Origin of the sequence: Streptococcus downei MFe28 (assembly GCF_900459175.1) — a bacterium.
GTDB classification, from domain to species: domain Bacteria; phylum Bacillota; class Bacilli; order Lactobacillales; family Streptococcaceae; genus Streptococcus; species Streptococcus downei.
Genome location: NZ_UHFA01000003.1, coordinates 1 through 6455, shown reverse-complemented (window position 1 = coordinate 6455; position 6455 = coordinate 1). Strand labels below are relative to the sequence as shown.

Annotated in this window: 4 protein-coding genes and 4 pseudogenes; 3 read left to right on the top strand and 5 right to left on the bottom strand. The window is 49.2% G+C overall.

Features of this window, described 5'->3' with window-relative positions:
* The 3 genes and pseudogenes from DYE66_RS10755 to DYE66_RS10745 form a co-directional block, all read left to right on the top strand.
* Nucleotides 1–750, top strand: a pseudogene (locus DYE66_RS10755) (pyridoxal-phosphate dependent enzyme); the annotation flags it as partial.
* Between the two features lie 3 nt (nt 751–753).
* Nucleotides 754–1536: a tryptophan synthase subunit alpha gene (trpA, locus tag DYE66_RS10750; RefSeq protein ID WP_002997156.1), complete on the top strand. Its 783-nt coding sequence runs from the start codon at nt 754–756 to the stop codon at nt 1534–1536.
* Nucleotides 1537–1685: 149 nt separating this feature from the next.
* Nucleotides 1686–3032 (top strand): annotated as a pseudogene (locus DYE66_RS10745) (DNA translocase FtsK); the annotation flags it as partial.
* A gap of 29 nt (nt 3033–3061) precedes the next feature.
* On the opposite strand, the pseudogene DYE66_RS10850 reads toward DYE66_RS10745, so the two are convergent.
* The 5 genes and pseudogenes from DYE66_RS10850 to trpB all read right to left on the bottom strand — a co-directional run.
* Nucleotides 3062–3391: pseudogene (locus DYE66_RS10850) on the bottom strand (DNA translocase FtsK); the annotation flags it as partial.
* Nucleotides 3392–3457: 66 nt separating this feature from the next.
* The gene (locus DYE66_RS11110; protein ID WP_280523162.1) at nt 3458–3589 is read right to left on the bottom strand and encodes a hypothetical protein; all 132 of its coding nucleotides are present in this window, start codon (nt 3587–3589) and stop codon (nt 3458–3460) included.
* 600 nt (nt 3590–4189) lie between these two features.
* Complete coding sequence (locus DYE66_RS10845; protein WP_167410121.1) at nt 4190–4405, bottom strand: hypothetical protein; 216 nt, start codon at nt 4403–4405, stop codon at nt 4190–4192.
* Nucleotides 4406–4554: 149 nt separating this feature from the next.
* Nucleotides 4555–5337, bottom strand: a complete 783-nt coding sequence (gene trpA / locus DYE66_RS10735; RefSeq protein ID WP_002997156.1) for a tryptophan synthase subunit alpha — start codon at nt 5335–5337, stop codon at nt 4555–4557.
* Nucleotides 5334–6263: pseudogene (gene trpB / locus DYE66_RS10730) on the bottom strand (tryptophan synthase subunit beta). Before trpB ends, trpA (DYE66_RS10735) begins: the two are co-directional and overlap by 4 nt.
* Between the last annotated feature and the right edge of the window lie 192 nt (nt 6264–6455).

Genomic DNA, 6455 nt, shown 5'->3' with positions numbered 1-6455 from the left:
GGAGCTTCTGGGAGCTAAGGTAGAGCTGTCAAGGACGGTTCGCGTGTGCTCAAGGATGCCGTCAATGCAGCGCTTAGGGCTTGGGTGACCAATATTGAAGATACCCACTATATTATGGGCTCAGCCCTAGGACCAGCCCCCTTCCCTGAAATTGTTCGGGATTTCCAATCGATTATCGGTAGGGAAGCTAAGCGACAATTTGCGGAAATTTCCGGTGGCCAGCTACCCGATGCTGTCATGGCCTGTATCGGTGGTGGTTCCAACGCTATCGGTATGTTTTATCCCTTCGTCAATGATACTAGCGTTGCCATGTATGGCGCTGAGGCCGCTGGACATGGTCTGGATACAGACCAGCATGCAGCTACCTTTGCCAAGGGACGGCCGGGCGTTTTGCATGGCTCCTTGATGAATGTTCTTCAGGACCGCCACGGTCAAATTATGGAGGCCTTCTCGATTTCTGCTGGCCTTGATTATCCAGGTGTTGGCCCTGAACATTGCCACTTTAAGGAAATTGGCAGGGCTAGCTACCAGGCCATTACAGACCAAGAAGCCTTAGAAGCCTTTAGTCTCTTGTCCCGCCTGGAAGGTATTATTCCTGCCTTGGAATCCAGCCATGCCATTGCCCTAGCCCAGAAGGTCGCCAAGGATATGAGTCCAGACCAGAGCCTCCTTATCTGTTTATCGGGTCGAGGGGACAAGGATGTCATCCAAGTTAAGGAACGTTTTGAAGCTGAAAAAGAAGGGAAGTAAGCCATGACAAAAACATTAAGCAAACATCTTCAAGCCATAAAATCTTCAGGTCAGGGTTTGGTCATTCCCTATATCATGGCTGGGGACCACGAGCGAGGTTTGGACGGTCTCTTTGATACGATTAACCTGCTAGCAGATGCTGGAGCTTCCGCTATTGAAATCGGTGTTCCCTTTTCCGACCCTGTTGCCGATGGCCCCATCATCGAAGAAGCAGGCCTGCGAAGTCTGACCAAGGGGACCAATCTTGAGGCCATCGTAGAGGAGCTCCAGCGTCAAGCAAGCCCTATCCCCCTTGTTCTCATGACCTATTTTAATCCTATCTACCAATATGGCCTTGAGAGATTGGTCAAGGACTTGAGTGGAACTTCTGTCAAGGGTCTGATTATTCCCGATTTGCCCCATGAACATACGGACTTTGTCCTTCCCTATCTGGAAAATCATGACCTCTGCCTGGTTCCCCTCATCAGCCTAACAACCGGCTCTGAGCGCCAGAAAGAATTGTTAGCAGATGCCCAAGGCTTTGTCTACGCTGTAGCGGTCAATGGGGTTACGGGTAAGGCCAGCAACTATCGCTCAGACCTAGACCAGCACTTACAAAACTTAAAAGACCTGACCTCCCTACCAGTTCTGACAGGCTTTGGCATTTCCAGTCAGGAAGACGTGGAGCGTTTCAATCAGGTCTCCGATGGCGTCATTGTTGGCTCTAAGATTGTCCAAGCCCTCCACCAAGGTCAGACAAGTCAGGTCCAAAACTTTATCCGCCAAGCCAGCCAAGTGAAAAAATAAAACGTCAAGATGTTTGATAGTAAAAAAGTAAGGAGTTAAGGACTTTTGTCCCTAACTCCTCTTTAGGTTAGTATCAAGCGCTCACTCTAGCTAATTTTCAAGCTATCCCCCTCATCAAATGAGGCAAAACGTGCTATAATAGGACTACTATGGCAAAATCGAAATCGACAAAAGCAAGTAAAAAATCCAATAAACAGAAGGCGCAAAATAAACGCCCAACTAAGAAGGAAAGAGAGCACAAAAAGGCCGTTCGAAAAATGATGGTCGCCTTTTTGATGGCTTTTATCCTCTTTTTCGCCATTATCCGCCTAGGTGTCTTTGGGATTACCGCCTACAATCTCGTTCGGGTAGTGGTTGGTAGCCTAGCCTACCCAGCTATCTTTGGTTCCTCTTTTTACCTCTTTGCGGGCAAGTGGTTGCAGAAGCACACGGGTTTTATGTCAGGCTATATCTCCCATGGCTGGTCTCATGCTGATTTCCACGCCTATCTTATTCCATGGACGTTATGAAAGAGCGCTCTATCATTGGGGGACCTTCCGTCTAGTAACGGCCGATTTAAAAATGTGGCTGTCACCCATTTCCTAGGGGGTGGCATGATGGTGCTGTCCTTTATAAGCCAATTGTTTTCCTCTTCTCTAACATCGGTCCTATCTGGTCGGTGCTTTTCATTATTTTGGCTCTACTCATGAGCTCTTGGGATGTCTATGATGTCATGAATTTCTTCAAGAAGACTGGTAGCAATCTCAGCGACAAGATTGACCAAAACAGCCTGCAGATGGAATCCGTCGGAGCAAAAGCGTCAGGCCAAGGCTCAGGCTAAGGCTCAAGCACAAGAAGATCAGGAAGAAGCTCAACTGGGGAAACTCCATCAGACTTTGATGGCCTAGTGACCCAGAACAGGGGAAATCTATCCGCCAGCCCAGCTCAATTAGCTCCGAGATCCGAGCCAGAATTCTGGCGGCTATGATAGAAGAGGCTGAGGATGGCTATTCTCAGCAAGACTCAAGAATTATCATTTCATTATCCTGACGAGGAAAATGAGGTTGAGGCACCGACTTCTCACCAGCTGAGACAGCTCCAGCCAGTCCAAATCCAGCCAGAACCAAGAAGACGATGATGAGCCTGTGCAGGTGGATTTCACCCCTAACAGCACTGCTCTACAAATTGCCAACCATGACTCTTCGCCCCTGACAGCCTAAAACCAGACCAAGGAAAAGAAGATTGTCCGCAGAACATCAAGATTTTGGAAGAAACTTTGCCAGCTTTGGCATCAGGCCACAGTCGAACGGGCTGAAATTGCCCTTCGTCACAGTATGAAATCAAGCGGCTGTCGGCGTGCGGGTCAATCGGATTCTAATCTGGCTGACGATTTAGCTCTGGCTCTGGCTGCCAAGGACGTGCGATTGAGGCGCCTATCCTGGGAAATCTCTGGTCGGTATCGAAGTGCCTAACTCAGAGATTGCTACCGTCAGCTTCCGCAGCTCTGGGAGCAGGCCATTGACCGCCACCAAGCATTAAAGTGTCTTGGTAGCGGTCTTGGCCTGCTCCAGAGCTCGCGGAAGCTGACGGTAGCAATCTCTGAGTTAGGCACTTCGATACCGACCAAGATTTCCCAGGATAGGCGCCTCAATCCGCACGTCCTTGGCAGCCAGAGCCAGAGCTAAATCGTCAGCCAGATTAGAAATCCGATTGACCCGCACGCCGACAGCCGGCTTGATTTCATACTTGGTGAAGAAGGGCCAATTCAGCCCGTTCGACTGTGGCCTTGATGCCAAAGCTGGCAAAGGTTTCTTCCAAATCTTGATGTTCTTGCGGACAATTTCTTTTCCTTGGTCTGGTTCTTAGGCTTGTCAGGGCGAAGAGGTCAATGGTTGCATTTGAGAGAGGTGCTGTTTAGGGGTGAATCCACTGCACAGGCTCATCAGCTTCTTGGTTCTGGCTGGATTTGGACTGGCTGGAGCTGTTCAGCTGGTGAGGAAGTCGGTGCCTCAACCTCATTTTCCTCGTCAGGATAATGAAAATGATAATTCTTGAAGTCTTGCTGAGATAGCATCCTCAGCTCTTCTATCATAGCCCCCAGAATTCTGGCTCGGATCTCGGAGCTAATTGAGCTGGGCTGGCGGATAGGATTTCCCTGTTTCTGGGTCAACTAGCCATCAAGTCTGATGGAGTTTCCCCAGCTTGAGCTCTTCCTGATCTTTTGTGCTTGAGCTTAGCCTGAGCCTTGGCCTGACGCTTTTGTCCCGAGGATTCCATCTGCAGCTGGTTGGTCAATCTTGTCGCTGAGATTGCTACAGTCTTCTGAAGAATTCATGACATCATAGACATCCCAAGAGCTCATGAGGTAGAGGCCCAAATAATGAAAGACCACGACAGATAGGAACCGATGTTAGAGAAGGGAAAACAATTGGCTTATAAAGGACAGCACCATCATGCACCCCTAGGAATGGGTGACAGCACATTTTTAAATCGGCCGTTACTAGACGGAGGTTCCCCAATGATAGAGCGCTCTTTCATAACGTCCATGGAATAGAGATAGGCGTGGAAAATCAGCATGAGACCAGCCATGCAGAGATATAGCCTGACATAAAACCCGTGTGCTTCTGCAACCATTGCCCGCAAGAGGTAAAGAGAGACCAAGATAGTGGGTAGGCTAGGCTACCAACACTACCCGAACGAGATTGTAGGCGGTAATCCCAAAGACACCTAGGCGGATAATGGCGAAAAAGAGGATAAAAGCCATCAAAAAGGCGACCATCATTTTTCGAACGGCCTTTTTGTGCTCTCTTTCCTTCTTAGTTGGGCGTTTATTTTGCGCCTTCTGTTTATTGGATTTTTTACTTGCTTTTGTCGATTTCGATTTTGCCATAGTAGTCCTATTATAGCACGTTTTGCCTCATTTGATGAGGGGGATAGCTTGAAAATTAGCTAGAGTGAGCGCTTGATACTAACCTAAAGAGGAGTTAGGGACAAAAGTCCTTAACTCCTTACTTTTTTACTATCAAACATCTTGACGTTTTATTTTTTCACTTGGCTGGCTTGGCGGATAAAGTTTTGGACCTGACTTGTCTGACCTTGGTGGAGGGCTTGGACAATCTTAGAGCCAACAATGACGCCATCGGAGACCTGATTGAAACGCTCCACGTCTTCCTGACTGGAAATGCCAAAGCCTGTCAGAACTGGTAGGGAGGTCAGGTCTTTTAAGTTTTGTAAGTGCTGGTCTAGGTCTGAGCGATAGTTGCTGGCCTTACCCGTAACCCCATTGACCGCTACAGCGTAGACAAAGCCTTGGGCATCTGCTAACAATTCTTTCTGGCGCTCAGAGCCGGTTGTTAGGCTGATGAGGGGAACCAGGCAGAGGTCATGATTTTCCAGATAGGGAAGGACAAAGTCCGTATGTTCATGGGGCAAATCGGGAATAATCAGACCCTTGACAGAAGTTCCACTCAAGTCCTTGACCAATCTCTCAAGGCCATATTGGTAGATAGGATTAAAATAGGTCATGAGAACAAGGGGGATAGGGCTTGCTTGACGCTGGAGCTCCTCTACGATGGCCTCAAGATTGGTCCCCTTGGTCAGACTTCGCAGGCCTGCTTCTTCGATGATGGGGCCATCGGCAACAGGGTCGGAAAAGGGAACACCGATTTCAATAGCGGAAGCTCCAGCATCTGCTAGCAGGTTAATCGTATCAAAGAGACCGTCCAAACCTCGCTCGTGGTCCCCAGCCATGATATAGGGAATGACCAAACCCTGACCTGAAGATTTTATGGCTTGAAGATGTTTGCTTAATGTTTTTGTCATGGCTTACTTCCCTTCTTTTTCAGCTTCAAAACGTTCCTTAACTTGGATGACATCCTTGTCCCTCGACCCGATAAACAGATAAGGAGGCTCTGGTCTGGACTCATATCCTTGGCGACCTTCTGGGCTAGGGCAATGGCATGGCTGGATTCCAAGGCAGGAATAATACCTTCCAGGCGGGACAAGAGACTAAAGGCTTCTAAGGCTTCTTGGTCTGTAATGGCCTGGTAGCTAGCCCTGCCAATTTCCTTAAAGTGGCAATGTTCAGGGCCAACACCTGGATAATCAAGGCCAGCAGAAATCGAGAAGGCCTCCATAATTTGACCGTGGCGGTCCTGAAGAACATTCATCAAGGAGCCATGCAAAACGCCCGGCCGTCCCTTGGCAAAGGTAGCTGCATGCTGGTCTGTATCCAGACCATGTCCAGCGGCCTCAGCGCCATACATGGCAACGCTAGTATCATTGACGAAGGGATAAAACATACCGATAGCGTTGGAACCACCACCGATACAGGCCATGACAGCATCGGGTAGCTGGCCACCGGAAATTTCCGCAAATTGTCGCTTAGCTTCCCTACCGATAATCGATTGGAAATCCCGAACAATTTCAGGGAAGGGGGCTGGTCCTAGGGCTGAGCCCAAATATAGTGGGTATCTTCAATATTGGTCACCCAAGCCCTAAGCGCTGCATTGACGGCATCCTTGAGCACACGCGGAACCGTCCTTGACAGCCTCTACCTTAGCTCCCAGAAGCTCCATGCGGAAAACATTGAGGGACTGGCGTTTGACATCTTCTTCTCCCATGTAAATGGTGCAGTCCATATCAAAGAGGGCGGCTGCGGTGGCCGTGGCCACTCCGTGTTGACCAGCACCTGTCTCGGCAATCACCTTATTCTTGCCCATCCGACGGGCCAAAAGAACCTGCCCCAGGGCATTATTGATTTTTGTGGCCCCCGTGTGGTTGAGGTCCTCACGCTTGAGGTAAATCTTGGCCCACCGATATGCTGGGTCAACCGTTTGGCGTAGTAAAGTGGGGTCTCACACGCCAACATAATCTTTTAAGAGGGCATCTAATTCCGCTTGAAAGCTAAGGTCTTGCTTGGCCTCTTTGTAGGCCTGATC

Bases quoted from the DNA above. Each gene is read 5' to 3' on its own strand.
- DYE66_RS11110 (WP_280523162.1), bottom strand. From the start codon at position 3,589: ATGCTATCTCAGCAAGACTTCAAGAATTATCATTTTCATTATCCTGAC.
- DYE66_RS10845 (WP_167410121.1), bottom strand. From the start codon at position 4,405: ATGGCAAAATCGAAATCGACAAAAGCAAGTAAAAAATCCAATAAACAG.
- trpA (WP_002997156.1), bottom strand. From the start codon at position 5,337: ATGACAAAAACATTAAGCAAACATCTTCAAGCCATAAAATCTTCAGGT.
- trpA (WP_002997156.1), top strand. From the start codon at position 754: ATGACAAAAACATTAAGCAAACATCTTCAAGCCATAAAATCTTCAGGT.